Below are 17,272 nucleotides of genomic sequence, written 5' to 3'. Positions count from 1 at the left end.
ATGATTACTCCGCCTTCTCGAGGATATCGACTTCGCCCGTCTCGCCGTCGAGACGGATCAGGTCGCCCGTCTCGATGAACGACGTGGCGTGACCGGTGCCGGTGACGGCCGGCAGCCCGTACTCGCGGCACACGATCGCGGCGTGGCTCGTGATGCCGCCGTCGTCCGTCACGGCCCCCTCCGCCCGCGGGAACACCGGTGCCCACGCGGGATTCGTCAGGGGCGCGACGAGCACCTCCCCCTCTTCGAGTTTGTCGATGTCGCTGGAATCGTTGATCACGCGCGCCGGCCCCTCGACCCGGCCCGACGACGCACCGAACCCCTCCAGGTGCGACTCGTCGCCCGTGTCGGACTCGATGTCGAGCCAGTCGTTGACCTTCTCGGTGGTGATGCCCCACAGCATCTGCATCAGCGGGTCGGTGACCTCCTCGGGCGGGTCGCCGAGCGCGGGCGAGGGGTCCCACTCCTTGGCCGCCTCGAACGTCTGCCGGCGCTTCGCGGCGCGGTCCTGCCAGCGCTCGGAGACGAACGCGCCCTTCCCGAGCGCCCACGTCTCGCAGGCCTCTTCGAGGAGTTCCGCGACCTCGAAGCGGTTGAAGAGGAAGACGTCTTCGGCGTCTTCCAGCAGCCCGTGGTTGACGAGCAGTCGGCCGAACTCTCGCATCTTGCGGAAGACGATCGTGTGCAGCCAATTCTCGATCCAGAACTGGTGGTTCTCGGCGTACTCGTAGACCGTCATACACGTCTCGTAGGCGTGGTCGAACTCCTCGCGCTCCTCGGCGTCGAGGTATCGCCGGTACTCGTCGACGATCTCGTCGCGCTCCTCCTGCAGGGCCTCGAAGTCCCGACCCAGCTCCTCGCCGTCCTGCAGGCGGCCGATCTTGGATTCGAGGTGGTCGAACGGCGCTTCGAGGTCCTCGATCCACGAGCCCTTGTAGCTGTGGAACCCGTCGCCGTAGGTCATATAGAACCACGGATCTTTGACCGCGTCGAACCGATCCATAAACTCGCGCCCGGCCTCGGTCTCCCGGAGGCGTTCCATCTTCGTCTCGGGGGCGGCTTCGGACGTCAGCACGTCGGTGACGTCGTCGCCGAGGTCGACGGCGAGTTCGGCTAACTCGTTCAGCTCCTGATCCGGCCGGAAGACGTCGGCTTCGACGGCCGAGACCATCTTGCCGATCGCGTCGTCGGAGATGTCCGGGAACAGTTCGCGACTCGTCTCGGTGAACTGCATATACGCCAGGTACGCGAGGTACAGGAACTCGAAGTGGCGCTGCCAGCCTTCGAGCGCGAGTTCGGTGAGTCGGTTGTAGTTCCTGATGACGTCGAGGGTCGACTGGCTCTGTCCCTTCCCTTCGGTGATGACGTCGTCGGGGACGTATTCGGGGAGCTCTTCGGGCACGTCGAGGGAGTCGATCTCGTTGCCGATCTCCTTGACGGCGGGGAGCCAGATGCCGTTGTACAGCGCGTCGTAGTTCTCGTAGTAGTACTCGCTGCGCTCGGCGAAGATCCGGGCGCGTTCCTGCAGGAGTTCCTCGTCTTCGACGTTGATCCCGGTGAAGTACGCGTAGCCGGCGACGACGCGGATGTCGACCGACATCGACGGCGGGATCGCGAACACCCGGCTCGTGTTCTGTGCCATCGCGATCTGCCAGGCCTGCGCGCTGATCGTCATGTCCCACGGCATCACCGGCTCGGTGGTGTCCTTCTTGTCCCAGAACCAGAACCGGCCGCGCTCGTAGTCGGTCCGGTCGTCGGTGAGTTCGAACTGGAAGTACTCCGGATACATCTCCTCCCACCCGTCGAGTTCTTCGGGCAGGTCTAACTCGCCGGCGTACGGAAACCGCTCGCGGGACGATACTGTGTCACTGGGAGCCTCTTCCGCCGTCGCGGGTGCACCCTGATCTGATCCCATGAGAATAGACAGCGTGGCACAACTATTTATAATTAACGAAGGTGGGTTTAATTTGTAATCTATTTACCCCAGTAGTGATTTTATTGTATTCTTAACTCGGGACAAGAGAAATAATACTGCTGCAGAAAGGAGTAGATTGATTACACTATAATTACTACGTATCGCTATGCGAGTCGGACTCATCAGTGACGTACACGCCAATCGCCCCGCCCTCGAAGCCGTCCTGGAAGATATGCCCGACGTCGACGCGGTCGTGCACGCCGGCGACGTGGTCGGATACGGGCCGTTTCCGAGTGCGGTCATCGAGCTGTTCCGCGAGAACGACGTCGTCTCGATCCAGGGGAACCACGACCGCGGGGTCTTAGGCGACTTCCACGACAACTTCCACGAGATTCCGAAATCGGCTGCACTCTGGACGACTGACCGCCTGACCGACGACGAACTCGCGTACATCGAGTCGCTGCCGGTCGAGCGCGACCTGTACGGGGGAAAAGTCAAAGTCGTCCACGGCGCGCCCGACAAGCCGAACACCTACACCTACCCGGAGGACTTCTCCGCGGACCTCCTCGGGGAGGAGTCCGTACTCGTCGTCGGTCACACGCACGTCCAGGCGAAGTCCGCGTTCGACGCGGGCGTCGTCGTCAACCCGGGCAGCGTCGGGCTGCCTCGCGACGGAGACTGGCGCGCCGGGTACGCCGTGCTCGACGTCGAGTCGGCCACCGTCGATCTCCGCCGGGTCGAGTATCCCAAGGCGGAGACCCAGGCGAAAGTCGACGAACACGGTCTCCCGGAGGCCCTGATCGACGGCCTCGAACACGGCGAACTGGTGTTCGGGCGGGCCAAGCGCTCCGTCACCGACTCCGTCGAGTAGCCAGTACGGTCGGACGACCCGTCGGGGCGACTGACTCGCTTCCGGTCTCCCGTCCCCGCTCGGACGGCGCTGCCCTCACTGTGACGCGAGAATTAGAACGGGTAGTCCCGCGGCTGGTGCTGGATCGACGTCCACTTCGTCTCGGTGAGTTCGTCGATGATCCACTCGCCGTTGTACCGACCCATCCCGGAGGCCTTCGTCCCGCCGAACGGGACGTGGGGCTCGTTGTTGATCGGTTGGTCGTTGACGTGGACCATTCCGGCGTCGATCCGGTCGGCGACGTCGCGGGCACGCGAGATCCGCTCGGAGTGCACCGACGCGGCCAGCCCGTACTCGGTGTCGTTCGCGAGTTCGACCGCCTCGTCGTCGTCACCGAAGGGAACGACCGGCGCGACGGGACCGAAGTGTTCGTTGCACGCGGCGGCCATCTCGTTTCTCATATCTGAGAGCACGGTCGGCTCCACCAGCAGGCCGTCGGCGTCGCCGCCGAGTTCGAGCGTCGCGCCCTGTTCGACGGACTGCTCAATGTACGCGAGGATGTCGTCGCGTTCGGCCTCGTTGATAATCGGGCCGACGATCGTCTCCTCGTCGAGGGGGTCGCCGACCGCCAGTTCCGCCGCGCGTTCGACGAGCCGCTCGACGTACTCGTCGTAGACGTCCTCGTGGACGAGGTGGCGGTTGATCGAGATGCAGATCTGCCCCTGATGCATGAAGGAGCCGAAGATCCCCGCGTCGACCGCGCGCTCGACGTCGGCGTCGTCGAGGACGACGTGGGGGTTGTTGCCGCCGAGTTCCATCGCCGGGAGCGCGAATGCGCCGGCCGCGTTGCGGGCGACGCGCCGTCCCACTGACGTGGACCCGGTGAACGCCACGGCCGACATCTCTGGATGGGAGGCGACCCGGTCGCCGATCTCCGAGCCGTGACCGGTGACGACGTTCAGGACGCCCTCGGGGAGGCCGGCGGCCTCGAACAGCCGCGCGATGAGGAGGCCGCCGCTGATCGGCGTCTCGGTGGCAGGTTTGAGCACGACGCTGTTGCCGAGGGCGATCGCCGGTGCGACCGCACGCAGCGAGAGCTGAAACGGGAAGTTCCACGGCGAGATGACGCTGACGACGCCGACCGGTTCGCGCTTGACGATGTTCTCCTTCCCCTCGATCTTCGATCGGCTGTGGCTCCCCGTCATCCGGAAGGGGTAGGTGGCGACGTCGTGCATCATCTCCCCCGTCGAGGTGAACTCCCGAGACGCCTTCGGCCGGGCGCTTCCGGACTCGATCGCCAGCAGTTCCGTCAGTTCCTCGTGGTAGGTCTCGATGAGGTGCTGGACGTCGCGGATGATCTCGCCGCGCTCCTGCGGGAGGACGTCTCGCCACTCTTCCTGCGCCCGCGCGGCCGCCTCGAACGCCTCGTCGACGTCGGCGACGGTACCGGCAGGGACTTCGCTCACCACTTCGCGAGTGGCGGGGTTCTCGACGGGAATCGTCTCCTCGCCGTCAGCCGACCGCCACTCGCCGCCGACGTACAGGCCGGTCCAGTCCGCGTCCATCGAGAAGTTGCTCGCCTCTACCCCTGGTGTTCGTGATGACTGTTGTGTCATTGTGTCGGTGGTTCGTCCGCGGGTCGTGCGTCGATCGTCCGCATATCCATCGTCTGTCTGTCCGTCTTCGCGGTGCTGTCCGTGCTGCGCCGACCCCGAGTGCCCGGCGGTCCACGTCGGCAGCGCTCTGTCAGTGCGCGTGCCCACCGGGGCCGTGCGGCGTCTCGAGGAACTCCGAGAAGATGCTCGTGTCCTGTGCGGCGAGACCGGTGAGGCCCTCGGCGTCGACGCGGACGCTGAAGTGCTTCTTCGGTGCTTCGATCACGAGGCGATCGCCGTCCGGCGACTCCACGCTACGGACGACGATGTCGGCGTACTCGTTGCTCAGCGTGAACTCGCAGTCGACGTCGTCGTCCGCGGCCGATTCCGAGCGGGTCGCGAGGTCGTACTCGTGTCCGAGGAAGTCCCCGAAGACGTCGAGGTCCTGCCACGAGAGGCTCTCGAGGCCGAGCGCGTCGGCTCGGAGCACGTCGTCGCCGGCGCGGACCTCCAGCCGCTCACCCTTGGGGGTTCTGATCCGTCGAACGGTCACTGTCGCGTCGTCGCCGCAGATTTCGGTCTCTTCGGCGACTTCGAGGTAGTGTTCCGCGTCGGTATCCTCCGTCATAGGAATATGGAGACGTTGTCGGTGCTCAAGACCGTCTGATCCAGTCGGATCTCTCGGTCTGCGATCTCGAAGGTGTCCCCGCGCCGTCGGAGGACGTCCTCGCGCCGCGCCGAGTAGAACGTGTGCTCGTCGCTGTCGCCGCGGCTGAGGTACACGAGGAGGTTGCTCTCCACGGAGAGTTCGTCCTCCGCGAGGTCCTCGGCCTCCCGGGTGACGCGCACGTTGGTGACGTAGCGGCGCGTTCGCGTGGGAGGGCGCTCCGCCCACGCGTACTCGGAGTCGAAGCGCTCGACGCGGGCCTTCAGCGAGCCGTAGTCCTCGTTGAAGTAGTACCCCTGTTCGCTGAACACGCTGCTGGTGTTCTCGCGCATCAGCCGCCGCGGCATCCGGTAGTTGATGTCGTCGGCGACGTGGTCGAACCACTCGTGGAGTTCGCGGTTGTCGAGCAGTTCCGCCTCCTCGTAGAGGAACTGCTCGACCTCGCGTTCGACGAGCAGGGCTTCCAACTGCGATTCGCGTTCGGCCAACATCACCGGTCCTCCTGGATGTTTATCGGCGTGCCGGTCGCGTCGGTTCGATCGTTACCCGCGAGCATCTCGTACCACTGCTCGTGGAACAGGCGCATCCCGCCCTCCTCGAGGTTCTCCGAGTAGGCGAAGCCGGGGCCGAGCCACTCCTCGTCGAGTTCCATCTCGCTCATCCACTCGAGGCCCATCTGGTAGTTCAACTGGAGGTTCTGACTGCTGGCGAACTGCCCGCTGGCGGAGTCGGTGATGCCCTTCCAGATGGGCACGTCGTCCTGCTCGAAGTTCCCCGTCGGCCCGAAGTTCGAGGTGTACATCTTGTACATCCGCTGTTTGAACTCCTCGGGGGCGTTCTTCGGTGCCAGCCCCCAACTCCACAGCTCCATCTGGTCGGGGCCGAGCGGCCGCCACTTCCGGATGGTGAAGAAGGGCGCGACGTCCTTGTTCGGATCGTCGGTGGTGTCGCCGAAGTGGAGGAATCCGAAGTTCGGGAAGACCGCGCCGGTGAACGACAGCGCCTGTTTCGCGAGCGTCCACTGCGCATCCGAGAGGCCCTCTTTGGTGAACAGTTCCTCGACGACCTCGTCTGGATACGTGAGGAAGACGTCCTCGTCCTCGAAGCCGCGCATACTCGTCGTGTGCCCGTCGCAGTGGATGTGCCGGTCGAGGCTGTCGCCGGTGCCCGCGTGGCCGACCGTCTCCTCGCCCCCCAGTTCGAGGTCGAGCACCGAGCCGTGCGCCCACGCGGTGTGGTAACTGTCACCGTTGAAGTTGTCGGCGATCGTCTTCCAGTTCGCGTCGATGACCCAGCGATGCGGCTCGCCGATGACTTCCATCCCGCCCTCGGGAAGCTTCATGTGGACGTCGAAGTACCACTTGAAGTCGCCGAGCCACTCGTCGAGCGACGGGCCCTCCTCGGCGAGGGAGGCGAACACGAGGCCCTCGTAGCTCTCCAAGCGGGGCGCGTGCGCCAGCCCGTACTCCTCGCGGTCGAGGTTCTTGAAGGCCTTCGACTTCTGCGGGATGCCGGCGGCGTCGCCGTCGTTCTTGTACGTCCAGCCGTGGTAGGGGCACCGGAAGTGCGACGTGTTGCCCTGCTCTGCGCGGCAGACCTGCGCGCCGCGGTGACGACAGCTATCGAACAGCAGGTTCACCTCGCCGCGCTCGTCGCGTACGAAAATGAACGTGTCGTCGCCGATGTACCGACGGGCGTAGTCGCCCGGCTCCGGAATCTCCGATTCGTGCCCGATGAACACCCACGACTGTCCGATGATGCGCTCCATCTCCAGGTCGTGGAGGTCCTCGTCGTGGAAGAACTCGAGCGGAAAGAACCCCTCGTCGAGCGAGTCGCGAGCGTCCTGCAGCGCTCGTTCCGTCGCGCTGAGTTTGTCACCTGCTGCCATACTTACGCATCAGTATGCAGTGTATAGATACTTAAATATTGCGAATATAGCGTTGTTTGTAATTTCTAAAAGCAACTTACCAAATTATTGTATTCCAAAAAGGCAAAATTATATTACGCTACGTTCTCTATAGTTTGGCAATGAACCGGCCGACATCCAATCCGGGCGGCGGGGCGTCGGGATCGGTCCCGGCAGCCGCGCCCACCGCTGTAGCTGTGCCGTGCGGTCACCTGCGCGGTGATCGCGATGCGTGAGATCGACGCGGCCGTCGTCCACGGACCGGAGGAGCACGCGGTGGAGACGGTCACGCTCGACGATCCGCAATCGGGCGAGGTACTGGTAGACGTGCGCGCGACGGGCGTCTGCCACACCGATTATCACGCCTACACGAGCGACGACACCGACTTTCCGCTCGTCCTCGGCCACGAAGGAGCGGGCGTCGTCGAGGCCGTCGGTGACGGCGTCTCCACCGTCGAACCGGGGGACCGCGTCGTGCTCTGGGTGCTGCCCTCCTGCGGCGACTGCGAATACTGTCGGAGCGGCCGGCCGTACCTCTGCCAGGCCCGACGCGAGACGCGCGGTCGGATGATGGACGGGACGCGTCGCCTCCACCGGGACGGCGATCCGATCGACCACTTCTACGCGCAGTCGTCGTTCGCGAGTATGGCCGTCGTCCCCGAGCGCCAGGTGGTTCCCGTCCCCGACGAAGTTCCCTTCGAGATCGGGGCGCTCCTCGGTTGCGGCGTCACGACCGGGCTCGGAGCGGTCTCGAACATCGCCGACGTCGACGGCGGCGAGTCGGTCGCGGTGTTCGGCTGCGGCGGTGTCGGTGCGGGGGCCGTCCTCGCCGCCGACGCCGTCAGTGCGGGGACGATTATCGCGGTCGACCTCGATTCGGACACGCTCGAAACGATGGCCGAGATCGGCGCGACACACACTGTCGACGCCGGCGACGCCGATCCCGTCGCCGAGATCGAAGCGCTGACCGACGGGGTCGACTACGCCTTCGAGTGCATCGGCACGCCGCAGACGGTCCAGCAGGCGATCGCGTCGCTGGCCCCCGGCGGAACGGCGGCGATCACCGGGACGAGCAGCACGCCCCCGGCCGAGATCGACCTCGGCCGCTTCACGACGGGCATCTCCGTCGTGGGCAACATCGTCGGCTTCACGCAGCCCCGGGTCGACATCCCGCGGTACGCCGCGATGTATCGGAACGGCGATCTGGACCTCGACGCGATCCTCACGCGCCGGTACGGACTCGACGAACTCGACGAGGCGTTCGCCGCGCTCGCGGCCGGGGAGGTGATCCGAAGCGTCGTCCGGTTCGACGAGGGTGCATAGTGAGAACCGTCGCCTCCGACCCCCGGTGACCGCCCCCTGACCGCGATCAACCGATGCGAGACGGCGACAGCCCCGCTGCGAGCCAGTGAGAGCGCCCCCGGGATCGACGCGTCTGTTCTCGCAGTCCTTTTGAGGGCTGCCCGAATAGGCTCAGGAAACGCTATGTCCGATGATACACTCGCCGACATCGGCGCCCGGGATCTCATCCTCCTCCAGGCCCGCATCGCGAATCCGACCGCGTCGAGTCGAGAACTCAGCGAGATCCTCAAAGAGGAGTACGACATCTCGCTGTCCCACAATCACGTGAACACGCTCCTGCGCGAGATGGAGACCGACGGGCTCTTTCGGAAGACCGTCGTCCCCCGGCGGACGCTGTTCAAACACTACGTGTTCCGGATCGCGTTCCACTACCCGAACTTCAGAGACCACTGGGAGGACTGCTACGACGCGCTCGTCGAAGACCCCCACGTGCTGATGTTCTTCAACGCCGATCACAAGTACCGCTGGCAGCTGATCACCCAGTTCCGGAGCACCGAGCAGATGGACGAGTGGGTGACGTCCTTCTTCGAGGACCACGGCGACGTCATCGACGAGTTCGAGACGACGTCCGTCCACAACCTCCACAAGTTCAAGACTGACGCGGCGATCTTCGACGACCTGATCTCCGAGACCGAAGAGGGGCGCGAGTACCTGGAGCGACGGGGCGACCTCGATTCCGAAGCCGGCCCCGACGCCACTCCCGGAGCCGACGCCGCCGACGCGGAGTAGCGCGAGTCACCCGGTCGGTCGTACCTGCTCCACGCTGCGGGGCCCCGGCGTCCCGAAGTCCTTCACACACGTACAGTTGATAGTATTAGCCGACGACGGTGTTTTTCAGCGTCCCGACGCCCTCGTAGGTGATCTCGACCTCGTCGCCGGGGTCGATCGTGCCCGGATTCGCCGGACTGCCGAAGGCGATCACGTCGCCCGGGCGGAACGTGAACCGCCGCGAGAGAAACGAGACGACCTCGTAGGGGTCGAACAGCATCAATTCCGTGTTCGAATCCTGCCGCACCTCGCCGTTGATCTCGGTCCGGATATCGAGGTCGTACGGGGTGACGTCCGTCTCGATCCACGGCCCCAGCGGCCCGGACGTGTCGAAGGCCTTCCGGGCGGTCCGCCCCTGTTGGTCCAGCGCGTCGACGTCGTTCATCACCGTGTACCCCCTGATCACGTCCGGAACGTCCTCGGGGTCGACGTCGTGACAGCGCTCGTCGACGACGGCGGCGAGTTCGCCCGCGTACGTCAGTTCGTCCGTCCACGAGGGATACCGGATCGGCTCGTTCGGACCGATCAGGGCGCTCGGCGGCTTGATGAAGAAATCGGGCTCCTCGGGGCGGTCGTAGTCCATCTGATCGAGCGTCTCGGCGTAGTTGCGGCCGACGCAGTAGAGCGCCGAGGGCGAACAGGGGTACGTGAGCGTGCCGTCGCGCCCGACGACGTAGCTCCCGTCGTCGGCGACGACGGTGCCGTCCTCGTACCGGCCCGTGATCGGTCCCTCGGGGGTCTGCAGCCGTGCGATTCGCATACCTGCGGTACCCTTCCGACCTGTAAAAACCCGACGGAAAGGCGGGCGCCGCGTTCGCCGCCCCGGGCGTCAGTTACCCGAGTCGGTCATCGGCGACGGCTTCGTGAGGTACTGCGCGTACATCCGCGAGACGCCGGGGACCTCCATCACGGACGTGGCGAGGACGAGCACGATGATCGCGACGCCGATGCCCACCTGTGTGGTAAGCCCGAAGAGCCCCAGGTACGTCCCGAAGAATCCCAGCACGGCCAGCCCTCCGTAGACTGACCGGCCGACGACCGAGAGCCGGCTGCTCCCGTCGTACGCGAAGATGGTCATCGAGAAGGCGACGATGCCTGAGAGGATCGCGAACGTCACGAGGATCGTCGACGGGAACGCCCAGTAGATGAGGACGTCGTTCGCGACGAAGATGAAGGGGATCACGAACCCCGAGAGCGCGAGCTTCGAGGACTTGATCGCCGTGTCGATGTACTCCGCGTCCGCGATCTTCGCGGCGACGATCGTCGACGGACCGACCGGCGGCGTGAGCGAGGAGTACATCGCGAAGTAGAAGACAAACATATGCGCGACCAGTTCCTGCAGACCGAACCGAACCATCGCCGCTCCCGCCAGGGACGCGACGAGGACGTACGCCGCCGGTGCCGGCATTCCGAGACCGAAGATGAGGCTCACGGCCATCGCGAGGAGCAACAGGAGCAGCACGCTCCCGCCGGCGAGACTGATCATCAGCGTGTTCAGCCGCTGGGCGAACCCGGTCTGGGTGAACACCGCGATGATGATCCCGATCGCGCCGAGGATGACGAGCAGCGGTGCCATCTCCTCGGAGCCGACCTTCAGCCCGTTGGCCGTGTCCTTGACCGCGTTCGCGACGCCGGCGGCGCGCTGCTCGATGAGGTACTTCACCGCGACGAACCCGATCAGCGTCAGCGTCGCGTAGTACCCCGACGTCAACGGCGTGTATTGCTGGTACGCCAGGAAGTAGATCAGCACGACGAACGGCGCGACGTACCAGAGGATCTCTAAGAAGACGCCGTACTCGACGTCCCCGACGTCACGGGTGGTCTGCCAGCCGAACTTGTAAATCAGGAGCTGCACGGAGACGACGACGCTGAAGTAGAACAGCACCGCCGGAATGAGCCCCGCCTGGATGATTCTGACGTACGAGAGGCCCAGGAGATCGGCCATAATGAACGCCGCGATCCCCATAATCGGCGGCACGAGCTGGCCGCCGATCGAGGCGACCGTTTCGATTCCGCCCGCGTACCCCTTGTCGACCCCCTGGTTCTTCATCAGCGGGATGGTGAAGCTCCCGGTCGTCGCCGTGTTCGCCGCCGACGCGCCGGTGATCGATCCGAAGGCCAGACTGGCCAACACGGCCGCGTGGACGATACCGGACTTGAACAGTTTGCTCACCTCCTTGCTCACGTCCATCAGGTAATCGAGGATGCCGTACGCCTTGGTCAGCCCGGCGAGCAGCAGGAATATCGCGACCCACGTCGCGCCGACCTGAAGGATGAAGCCGTAGACGCCCTGCATCCCGAGGACCGTCAGTCGGAGCAACTGCTCGGTGCCCATCCCGCTGTGGTAGAGCGCCCCGGGCAGATACGGTCCGAGGTAGCCGTACAGGAACCCGAGGGGAACGATCGACGCCATCAGCTTCCCGAAGGACCGGACCGTGACGTCGGTACAGAGGTACACGATGATCGCCCCGATCACGTAGTCCGCCGTCCGGTACCCGACGATCGGCCCGTCCTCCATCAGCCGCACGTGGTGCACGTCGATGTAGACCATCACGACGAGCGAGACGGCCGCCAGCGCGACGAACAGCACCGGTCTGACGAACCGGACGTAGCCGCGATCGAGCCCGTTCGAGAGGTACCGCAGGGAGGTTCCCGTCTTCTCCTCGACCGGCCCCAACGCGTCTCGAAAGAGACCCAGATAGAAGATGGCCAGGCACAGCCCGAGGACCAGGTTCGTGTGACGGACCCTCGCCCCGTAGAACGTCTCGGCGTAGTACAGCAACAGCAGGCCCAGGGCCAGCCCGAAGAGATAGACGCTCCGGTCGCCGAGCCGTCGAAACTGCTCCCTTCGGAAATACGTACTCATTGTATAGTGCGGAGAAAGAATACGGCTCTAATTCAGGCCGTACTCCTCGAGGAAGTCCTGCGTGCCCTGATGGAGCGAGAAGCCGGGATGCGGCTCTCTCGTCCAGTGGTCGTCGTTCGTGTAGAACGAGAGGAGCTCGTGGTAGTCGCCCATCGAGTCTCGGTTCTCGTACATCGTCTCGAGAGTATTGTAGACGGCGTCCGTGGACGTCTCCGCGGTCCCGTAGAGCCACGTCACCTGCGACATCGAGCGGGGCGTGTCGGGGACGTGCGCCCAGCCCTCGGCGTCGACGTCGAACTCGAAGGAGTTCCCCCAGCCCTCCTCGTTTATCCCGCTCTGGAGCTCCGCGGGGAGACCGAGCAGTCGGGCGTCGACCGTCCCCTTGATCTCCTGGACCCACCCCGGCGTGACGGTTCCGACCTGGACGTTCGTGAACGCGCCGAGACCGACGTCGATGCGCCCCTCGGCGACCGCAGCGCCCATATCGCCGTACCCGGTCGTCCGCTCCTGGTACTCGACGCCGGCGAGTTCGAGGACCCGACGGACCATATCGGTCACGCGCGATCCGGACGGACCGGGCGCGACGTACGTGTCCGGGCCGATGTCGTCGATCGTCGAGTACTGGTCGTCCGCCGCGAAGAGGAACCAGTCCGAGGTGGAGCCGTGGACGATCTGCCGCAGGTCGACGCCGATCTCCCCGAAGGGCTCGTTCCCCACGTTGACGTCGTGTGCCGTCGTGCTCTCGATCAACCCGATGTCGATCTCGTCTCTCGACATCCGCCCGATGTTCGCGGCCATCGAGGCGCTCGGACGGACGTCCATATACACCTCGTCGGTGTTCTCGTTCACGACACCGCCGAGTCCGGACATCATCGCGAAGTTCGCGCTGACCTCCGAGGCCGTGCCCATAACGAGTGTCTTCTCGCCGCTTCCCCCGCCACCGGAGGTCGTCTCCTCGCCGCCGCTGTCGCCCCCGGAAGAGTCGCCGCCGCTGCCACCGCTGTCGCCCCCGGAGTCACCGTCTCCCGATCCGCCGCCCCCGCCGCCCATACACCCTGCGAGACCGACCGTCCCGAGGAGTCCGGCCTTCTTCAGGAAGCCGCGTCGACGTGTACTGCTAGCGCTACCGTTGCCTCTGGTATCGTTTGCCATACTCGATCAAATATAATTATTACAGTTTAAGTGTTTTGGTGCCCGGATCGAAAAACACCGGGAGACCCGCCTACACGGTGTTTTCTCTCCGATCTGCGGTGGCTCGATCCTGCAAACGCTCTCCGTAACAGTTGTAACACAGTCCTAACGGCCCCCGATCGAACGCTCCTTGATCGCCGCGCGGTCCAGTTTGTCGCTGGCCGTCCGCGGAAGCGTCTCCGCGTAGAAGTGATACTCCCGCGGGCGCTCGAACCGGGAGAGTTTCTCGCTCTCTAAGCACCACTCGTCGAGGTCCTCGGCGGTGAGGGCTTCATCGGGCGTCTGCACGGCCGCGGTCACCCGTTCGCCGTACTCGTCGTCTTTCACGCCGAAGACCGCCGATTCGACGACGTCCGGGTGCTCGTTCAGCCGTTCTTCGACCGGGGCCGGGAAGACCTTGATCCCCTTCGAGAGGATCATGTCGTCGTCTCGACCCTCGATGAAGAGATACCCCGCTTCGTCCTTGTACCCGAGGTCGCCGGAGTACCACCAGCCGTCCTCGAACGACTGCCGCGTCTTCTCGGTGTCTCCCCAGACCCACACGGCGGCGTCGCTCGATTTCACGATGATCTCGCCCACCTCGCCCGGGTCCTTCACGTCGTCTGGGGATCCGCCGCGCTCCACGACGCGGACCTGCACGCCGAGCAGCGGCTTGCCGACGCTGTCGATGCGTTCGCCGCGCATCTCGTCGGCGTCGATGTACGTCCCGCACACCTCGGTCGCGGCGTACGACTGCGACACCGACGGCGACACGTGCTCCTGCAGGCCTTCGAGGGTCGTCGTGTTCAGCGTCTCCCCGCCCGATTCGACCGTCTCGAGGCTGCTCAGGTCGTAGTCGTCGAGGTCGTCGAGGCGGAGCACCTCGCGCCACATCGTCGGCACCAGGTTCGAACTGGTGATCGACCGCTCCTCGACGAGTTCGACGTACGCCTCCGGGCTCCACTGTTTGACGTAGTAGGAGGCCCCGTTCGCGAGTAACGTCGGTAGCGTCGTCGAGTACCACGCGGCGAACGAGGGGGTGAAGAAGTTCGACACGCGGGTCAGCCGCGTGGTGTCCTTCTTGTGGGCGAGTTTCATCGCGCGGTGGACCAGCCCGCGGTTGGTGTGTGACCACCCCTTCGGCTCCCCCGTCGTGCCGGAGGTCCACATCACTGCGGCGATTTCGTCGGGGTCGACCTTCACGTCCGGCTCGGTCGCCGGGTACCCCGCAGTGAACGACGACATCGGCTGCTCGTACTCCGTCTGCGCTTCGCCGGTCGTGACGACCGCGTCGAACGCAGTCGAGGCCTCGTCGTAGAGGTGGTCTTCGACGAACGCCGAGCGCTCCTCGTCGACGACGAGCACCCGGGGCCGCAGCGAGTCGAGACAGCTTCGGACCCGCTCCGGCGAGTCGCGGATGTGGAGGTTCGAGACGATACAGCCCGCTTTCAGCCCGGCGTTCCAGAGTATCGTCTGCTCGACGCTCGCCTCCGTGAGATAGGCGATCCGATCGCCCTGTCCCACGTGCTCTCTGAGGGCGTTCGCCCCGCGGTTGCTCTCGGCGTCGAACTCCGCCCACGTTACTTCGCGACCCGATGCACCGTTCCCGTACGCGACTCGGTCCGGGTTGTTTTCGGCGGCGATGCTGGACAACTCCCGGACCCTGGGCAGCTCTACTCTGGATGGTACCTGCATAGCGACCGCGTCAGATGTACTCGGGGAAGAGTCGCTTGTGCGGCGGCTCGATGTCGAGCAGTCGACAGACGTTGCCGCCCATCATGAGGTTGAGGTCGTCGGCGGGCAGGTCGACCTCGCGGGCGTACTTGTCGATCTGCCGCATCGAAGTGCCCCACGCGTCGGCCTGGTGAGCCTGCAGGCCGCGGCTCTTGATCTGCGTCCACCGTTGCGGCGGGTAGTCGTACTCGCCGGTCGACCGGTTCGCCGGGTTGTTCGCCGCGATCCAGGACGCGCCCCAGTCGGTCCCCCAGATCAGCTGTTCGGGGCCGATGTTCGGGTCGTTCATCGGGCGCTTGATCAGGTCCGACCAGTAGTTGCCGATCTCGATGTAGACGTTGTCGTACGTCGCCGCCACGTTGCAGGACTCCTCGACGTTCTTCCGCCAGTTGCCCTGGACGCCGCCGTGGTCGATGATGATCGGCACTTCGGGGTACTCGAGGTGGAGGTCGACGGCGTACTTGATGCTCCGGCGGTCGGGCAGGAGCGTGCCCGGGTCCCGCTCGTAACCGCCGTTCACGGAACCGGGGTGCCACCGCACGGGGACGTCGTGTTTCGCGGCCACGTCGTAGATCTTCCGGAGCTGGTCGTGTCGCTCGTCCCACGGCATCCGCTCGGCCCGCTCGGTGATCGTCGGGTCGAACGGGAGCATCTCGCCGATGCCGACGAACCCGTCCTGACTGAGTCGCTCGTCGAGTTCCTCACAGGCCCGATCGATGTCCCACTCCTCCTCGCCGGCGACCGCCTTGCGGTTCGTTTCGTACGGGTGAGCGAACGCGACGAACTTGTCGGGATGCTCCTCGACCATCTTCCCGTGGAGGCGGTCGCTGAACCCGAAGCCGGGCTGGAGACAGACCATATCGACGCCGTACAGATCCATGTCGTACAGAAGCCGGTCCGTGTTACGATAGGTGACGATCTCGTCGTCATCGTCCGCGAGGTCGGCGTCCTCGGCCTGCCACATCAGTTTACTGAGCGTGGCGTAGTCCGGTCGTTCGTCCCTGTCCTGGAAGTTCACGGCGACCCGCTGGCCGTGAACGTGTGTATCGATAACGAATCTTCCCATTCGCATAGGTACTTCTCCGGTTGAACACTTTCGTATATTACCTTGTCGGTCGGTCCCGTGTGAAGGAGTCGCGCGGCTCTCTCCCTGACCTCGATTTCGGCCGCTTCCGGGTCTGAGACGGCGGCGCTCGTTTCACATCGACCATCCCGAGAAACGGTTGTTTCACCCGGACGATCCCGGGACCTGGCTGTCCGTTCCGTTCGGTCGGTTTTGGGGGCAGCCTCGTCCGTTTCATTTGGACGGCGCTGAGAGAACGCCGTCCGTTTCACTTGGGCGGTACTGTGGGGGTCGCTCGTTTCACTCGGACGAGTCCGGGACACCTCGTTTCATCCGAACGAGCCGCCGCCGGTATCGGTCGCTGAAAACCCTACAAAAATATATCGTCGAGCGGAGACGGTCGTGGTATGCACGTCGGAATTATCGGCGGCGCGAGCACGATCGGGTCGACGCTTGCGTACAGCCTCGTCTGTGACGACCCGCGTCACTCGGTCATGCTGTTCGAAGAGGCGTTGGACGCCGCGTGGGGCCACGCGACGGATCTGACACACGCGAGCTATCATCTGGCCGACCCCCCGCTGTCGGAGACCGACGAGATCGGCGAGGTGAGGTACGCCCCGACCGACGAGATCGGCGACTTCGATCTCGACGCTATCGTTATCACCGCCCGGGTTCCGCCGAGCGATGACGACACCCAGCGGGGCGCACGCGGCGCCCGGGCCCGCGAACTGGACGCCAACCTCCCGCTCATCGACGACATCGCGGACGCCCTCGACGCGCTGGAGCCGGTGCCGACGGTCGTCGTGACCAATCCCGTCGACCGCATCGTCTACCGACTCTGGAACCGGCTCGGCTGGCCCCGCTCGACGGTGTTGGGGTTCTCGCTGGCCGAGACCGCCCGCGTCGCGGACGCCATCGCCCGCCGACGCGACGTCCACCCGACGCGGGTCTCGTGTCCGACGATGGGCGAACACGGCGAGCGCGTCGTGCCGGTGTTCTCCCGGGCGACGGTCGACGGAACACCGGCGTCCTTCACGCGTGCGGAACGGCGCGAAATCGTCGACGAAATCCTGGAGGTCCCGTTCGAAATCGCCGAGAAACGCGGAATCGGGGACTCCTCGCGCTGGGTGTCGGCTGCGGGACTCCTCCGGGTTCTCCGCGGGGTCTCCGCGTCGACTCCCACCGATCCGCTCTGTCTCTCCGTGCCGCTGGACGGCGAGTACGGGTTCACCGACGCCGCGCTGAGCGTCCCCGTGACGCTGGCCGACGGCGGGATCGACCGGACGATCGAGTGGGACCTCGACGTGTCGGAGGCGGACCGCCTCCGGGAGGCGTACGACGCGGTCCGAGCGGACGTGCGGCGATTCGACCAGTGA

14 protein-coding genes are annotated in these 17,272 nt (G+C 65.1%); 4 read left to right on the top strand and 10 right to left on the bottom strand.

Annotation, left to right across the window (positions count from 1 at the left end; all coding sequences use genetic code 11):
• Nucleotides 1-4: 4 nt before the first annotated feature.
• On the bottom strand, nucleotides 5-1,915 hold the full coding sequence (locus tag NO360_RS13845) for a PEP-utilizing enzyme (RefSeq protein ID WP_256308387.1): 1,911 nt from the start codon (nucleotides 1,913-1,915) through the stop codon (nucleotides 5-7).
• Between the two features lie 166 nt (nucleotides 1,916-2,081).
• On the opposite strand from NO360_RS13845, the gene NO360_RS13840 reads away from it, so the two are divergent.
• On the top strand, nucleotides 2,082-2,786 hold the full coding sequence (locus tag NO360_RS13840; RefSeq protein WP_256308386.1) for a metallophosphoesterase family protein: 705 nt from the start codon (nucleotides 2,082-2,084) through the stop codon (nucleotides 2,784-2,786).
• 92 nt (nucleotides 2,787-2,878) lie between these two features.
• Here NO360_RS13840 and NO360_RS13835 read toward each other — a convergent pair whose 3' ends face one another.
• The 4 genes from NO360_RS13835 to NO360_RS13820 form a co-directional block, all read right to left on the bottom strand.
• Nucleotides 2,879-4,381 (bottom strand): aldehyde dehydrogenase family protein, encoded by a 1,503-nt coding sequence (locus tag NO360_RS13835; protein ID WP_256308385.1) that lies wholly within the window; start codon nucleotides 4,379-4,381, stop codon nucleotides 2,879-2,881.
• A gap of 130 nt (nucleotides 4,382-4,511) precedes the next feature.
• Nucleotides 4,512-4,988: a hypothetical protein gene (locus NO360_RS13830; RefSeq protein ID WP_256308384.1), complete on the bottom strand. Its 477-nt coding sequence runs from the start codon at nucleotides 4,986-4,988 to the stop codon at nucleotides 4,512-4,514.
• A complete protein-coding gene (locus tag NO360_RS13825; RefSeq protein ID WP_256308383.1) occupies nucleotides 4,985-5,518 on the bottom strand; it encodes an aromatic-ring-hydroxylating dioxygenase subunit beta in 534 nt (177 codons plus the stop codon). Before NO360_RS13825 ends, NO360_RS13830 begins: the two co-directional genes overlap by 4 nt.
• Nucleotides 5,518-6,915: an aromatic ring-hydroxylating oxygenase subunit alpha gene (locus NO360_RS13820; RefSeq protein WP_256308382.1), complete on the bottom strand. Its 1,398-nt coding sequence runs from the start codon at nucleotides 6,913-6,915 to the stop codon at nucleotides 5,518-5,520. Before NO360_RS13820 ends, NO360_RS13825 begins: the two co-directional genes overlap by 1 nt.
• A gap of 246 nt (nucleotides 6,916-7,161) precedes the next feature.
• On the opposite strand from NO360_RS13820, the gene NO360_RS13815 reads away from it, so the two are divergent.
• Nucleotides 7,162-8,256, top strand: a complete 1,095-nt coding sequence (locus NO360_RS13815) for an alcohol dehydrogenase catalytic domain-containing protein (RefSeq protein ID WP_256308381.1) — start codon at nucleotides 7,162-7,164, stop codon at nucleotides 8,254-8,256.
• Between the two features lie 162 nt (nucleotides 8,257-8,418).
• A complete protein-coding gene (locus tag NO360_RS13810; RefSeq protein ID WP_256308380.1) occupies nucleotides 8,419-9,024 on the top strand; it encodes a helix-turn-helix domain-containing protein in 606 nt (201 codons plus the stop codon).
• An 85-nt stretch (nucleotides 9,025-9,109) separates the two neighbouring features.
• On the opposite strand, the gene NO360_RS13805 is transcribed toward NO360_RS13810, so the two are convergent.
• The 5 genes from NO360_RS13805 to NO360_RS13785 form a co-directional block, all read right to left on the bottom strand.
• Nucleotides 9,110-9,823 carry a fumarylacetoacetate hydrolase family protein gene (locus tag NO360_RS13805; protein ID WP_256308379.1) on the bottom strand — a complete coding sequence of 238 codons (714 nt, stop codon included), beginning with the start codon at nucleotides 9,821-9,823 and terminating at the stop codon, nucleotides 9,110-9,112.
• A gap of 69 nt (nucleotides 9,824-9,892) precedes the next feature.
• Nucleotides 9,893-11,929, bottom strand: coding sequence for a TRAP transporter permease (locus tag NO360_RS13800; protein WP_256308378.1), 2,037 nt, complete (start codon nucleotides 11,927-11,929; stop codon nucleotides 9,893-9,895).
• Between the two features lie 27 nt (nucleotides 11,930-11,956).
• A complete protein-coding gene (locus NO360_RS13795; protein ID WP_256308377.1) occupies nucleotides 11,957-13,081 on the bottom strand; it encodes a TAXI family TRAP transporter solute-binding subunit in 1,125 nt (374 codons plus the stop codon).
• A 144-nt stretch (nucleotides 13,082-13,225) separates the two neighbouring features.
• Entirely contained in the window at nucleotides 13,226-14,794 is a 1,569-nt protein-coding gene (locus NO360_RS13790; protein WP_256308376.1) for a class I adenylate-forming enzyme family protein, read from the bottom strand.
• A 10-nt stretch (nucleotides 14,795-14,804) separates the two neighbouring features.
• The gene (locus NO360_RS13785) at nucleotides 14,805-15,905 is read right to left on the bottom strand and encodes an amidohydrolase family protein (protein WP_256308375.1); all 1,101 of its coding nucleotides are present in this window, start codon (nucleotides 15,903-15,905) and stop codon (nucleotides 14,805-14,807) included.
• Nucleotides 15,906-16,303: 398 nt separating this feature from the next.
• Here NO360_RS13785 and NO360_RS13780 point away from each other — a divergent pair, with 398 nt between their 5' ends.
• Entirely contained in the window at nucleotides 16,304-17,272 is a 969-nt protein-coding gene (locus tag NO360_RS13780; protein ID WP_256308374.1) for a lactate/malate family dehydrogenase, read from the top strand.

Origin of the sequence: Halobellus litoreus, from assembly GCF_024464595.1 — an archaeon.
Taxonomy (GTDB): domain Archaea; phylum Halobacteriota; class Halobacteria; order Halobacteriales; family Haloferacaceae; genus Haloquadratum; species Haloquadratum litoreum.
The sequence above is the reverse complement of the archived record's forward strand: the minus strand, read 5'-3'. Positions and strand labels throughout refer to the sequence as shown.

Bases quoted from the DNA above. Each gene is read 5' to 3' on its own strand.
- NO360_RS13845 (WP_256308387.1), bottom strand. From the start codon at position 1,915: ATGGGATCAGATCAGGGTGCACCCGCGACGGCGGAAGAGGCTCCCAGT.
- NO360_RS13840 (WP_256308386.1), top strand. From the start codon at position 2,082: ATGCGAGTCGGACTCATCAGTGACGTACACGCCAATCGCCCCGCCCTC.
- NO360_RS13835 (WP_256308385.1), bottom strand. From the start codon at position 4,381: ATGACACAACAGTCATCACGAACACCAGGGGTAGAGGCGAGCAACTTC.
- NO360_RS13830 (WP_256308384.1), bottom strand. From the start codon at position 4,988: ATGACGGAGGATACCGACGCGGAACACTACCTCGAAGTCGCCGAAGAG.
- NO360_RS13825 (WP_256308383.1), bottom strand. From the start codon at position 5,518: ATGTTGGCCGAACGCGAATCGCAGTTGGAAGCCCTGCTCGTCGAACGC.
- NO360_RS13820 (WP_256308382.1), bottom strand. From the start codon at position 6,915: ATGGCAGCAGGTGACAAACTCAGCGCGACGGAACGAGCGCTGCAGGAC.
- NO360_RS13815 (WP_256308381.1), top strand. From the start codon at position 7,162: ATGCGTGAGATCGACGCGGCCGTCGTCCACGGACCGGAGGAGCACGCG.
- NO360_RS13810 (WP_256308380.1), top strand. From the start codon at position 8,419: ATGTCCGATGATACACTCGCCGACATCGGCGCCCGGGATCTCATCCTC.
- NO360_RS13805 (WP_256308379.1), bottom strand. From the start codon at position 9,823: ATGCGAATCGCACGGCTGCAGACCCCCGAGGGACCGATCACGGGCCGG.
- NO360_RS13800 (WP_256308378.1), bottom strand. From the start codon at position 11,929: ATGAGTACGTATTTCCGAAGGGAGCAGTTTCGACGGCTCGGCGACCGG.
- NO360_RS13795 (WP_256308377.1), bottom strand. From the start codon at position 13,081: ATGGCAAACGATACCAGAGGCAACGGTAGCGCTAGCAGTACACGTCGA.
- NO360_RS13790 (WP_256308376.1), bottom strand. From the start codon at position 14,794: ATGCAGGTACCATCCAGAGTAGAGCTGCCCAGGGTCCGGGAGTTGTCC.
- NO360_RS13785 (WP_256308375.1), bottom strand. From the start codon at position 15,905: ATGCGAATGGGAAGATTCGTTATCGATACACACGTTCACGGCCAGCGG.
- NO360_RS13780 (WP_256308374.1), top strand. From the start codon at position 16,304: ATGCACGTCGGAATTATCGGCGGCGCGAGCACGATCGGGTCGACGCTT.